The organism is Clostridium sp. RTP31139st1_H3_RTP31139_211217 (assembly GCF_040227035.1).
Classification (GTDB): domain Bacteria; phylum Bacillota; class Clostridia; order Clostridiales; family Clostridiaceae; genus Clostridium; species Clostridium saudiense.
In genome coordinates this window covers 1-1,852 of the sequence record NZ_JBCOAB010000109.1, presented here as the reverse complement: position 1 = coordinate 1,852, position 1,852 = coordinate 1, and the positions used below count along the sequence as shown (strand labels likewise).

1 protein-coding gene is annotated in these 1,852 nt (G+C 27.1%); it reads left to right on the top strand.

Annotated elements, in window-relative coordinates; translation table 11 throughout:
• Nucleotides 1–101 precede the first annotated feature (101 nt).
• On the top strand, nucleotides 102–1,685 hold the full coding sequence (locus ABUA17_RS18735) for an IS1182 family transposase (RefSeq protein ID WP_157029154.1): 1,584 nt from the start codon (nucleotides 102–104) through the stop codon (nucleotides 1,683–1,685).
• The last annotated feature ends 167 nt before the right edge of the window (nucleotides 1,686–1,852 follow it).

Genomic DNA, 1,852 nt, shown 5'->3' with positions numbered 1-1,852 from the left:
AAGGGGCTGTATCAAAATAAATTTTGATATTAGCCGATAAAAAAAGGAGGGTTCGAATTCGAATCCTCCTTTTTGCATATAATATTTTCATGAAAAATAATGTGTGCAAAAAAAATATTATACACATCCATCAATTAGGATTCCCAATTAATTTAGAAATTATTATACCAAAAGATGATTCAGTAAGAACATTATATGAAGTAACGGAGGGATTAAATTATTCAAAATTATATGAAACATACTCTACTGAAGGTAGAAATCCAATGATCTTACCTGAAACATTATTTAGGATAGTTGCTTATGGCTATATGGAAGGTATATATTCTAGTAGAAAGCTTGAAAAAGCTTGTAAAAGAGATATTAACTTTCGTTGGCTTTTGCAAGGGCAAAAGGAACCGAGTCATAATACAATTGCGAGATTTAGAAGTAAAAGGTTGGAAGGATGCGTAGAAGACCTATTTTCACAATTTATAATTGAATTAGAAAAAAGAAATGAAATAGAATTTGAAAATTTATTTGTAGATGGTACAAAAATCGAAGCGAATGCTAATAGATATAGTTTTGTTTGGAAAAAAGCTACTGATAAATTTGAAGAGAAATTACAAAATAAAACTCATAAAATATTATTAAACATAAGTTCAGAGCTTGATTTAAATTTAAGTATACCTGATGAAAAGATTTCAGTTGAATATGCATTAGCGGTAAAAGATAAACTTATTGAAATTAAAGAAAAAGAAGGATTAGATTTTGTATATGGAAAAGGCAAAAGAAAAAGTAAACTTCAAAAATATACTGAAGTAATTAATGATTTTATAGAAAAACAAAGTAAATATGATGAATACAATAAAATTTTTAATGGAAGAAATAGTTTTTCAAAAACCGATCATGACGCTACTTTCATGCATATGAAAGAGGATCATATGAAAAATGGTCAGTTGAAGCCAGCATATAATGTTCAAATAGGGGTAGAAGGTGAATATATAGTTGGAATAGATATATCAAGTGAAAGATCAGATCAACTTACCTTTATACCATTTTTAGATAAGTTAGAAAAGAACTTAAATAAAAAATATAAATCTATAACTGCTGACGCAGGATACGAAAGTGAAGAAAACTATACATATTTAGAAAATAATAATCAAAAAGCTTTCATTAAGCCTCAAACATATGAAAAATCAAAAACTAAAAAGTTTAAAAATGATATTAGTAAAAGAGAAAATATGCACTATAACCAAGAGGATGATTACTATATTTGTGCTGCTGGCAAGAAACTACTTCCTAAAGGATTTACTACAAGAAAATCAAAATCAAACTTTAAATCAATAGTAAATATCTACGAATGCGAAAGCTGTTTAGGGTGTGAATATAAAAATAAATGCACAAAAGCTAAGAATAATAGGCAATTACATGTTCCTAAAGAATTTTTAAGATTAAGATCTGAATCATTAGCTAATATAACAACCAAAGAAGGTATACGTTTAAGAATAAATAGATCTATTCAAGTTGAAGGTGCATTTGCAGTAATTAAACAAGATTATGGATTTAGAAGATTTTTAATGAGAGGAAATAAGAAAGTTAGAATAGAATTATTGATAATGGCATTTGCCTATAATGTTAATAAATTGCACAACAAAACTTTACAAGGTCGAAACGGCGAGTTGTTGCACGAGCCGAAAGGTGCATAATAAAAACTATATATGAAAATTATACCAGAAGGCATCTAACCTTCTTTTTGTCATGTAAAAAAACAAAATTAATAGCAATATTTACATAAAAATTAGTGTATAAAATTTTGAACAATTAAAAAGGAGTTGTATTCAGACTGAATTTATTAATTCAATCTGATACAGCT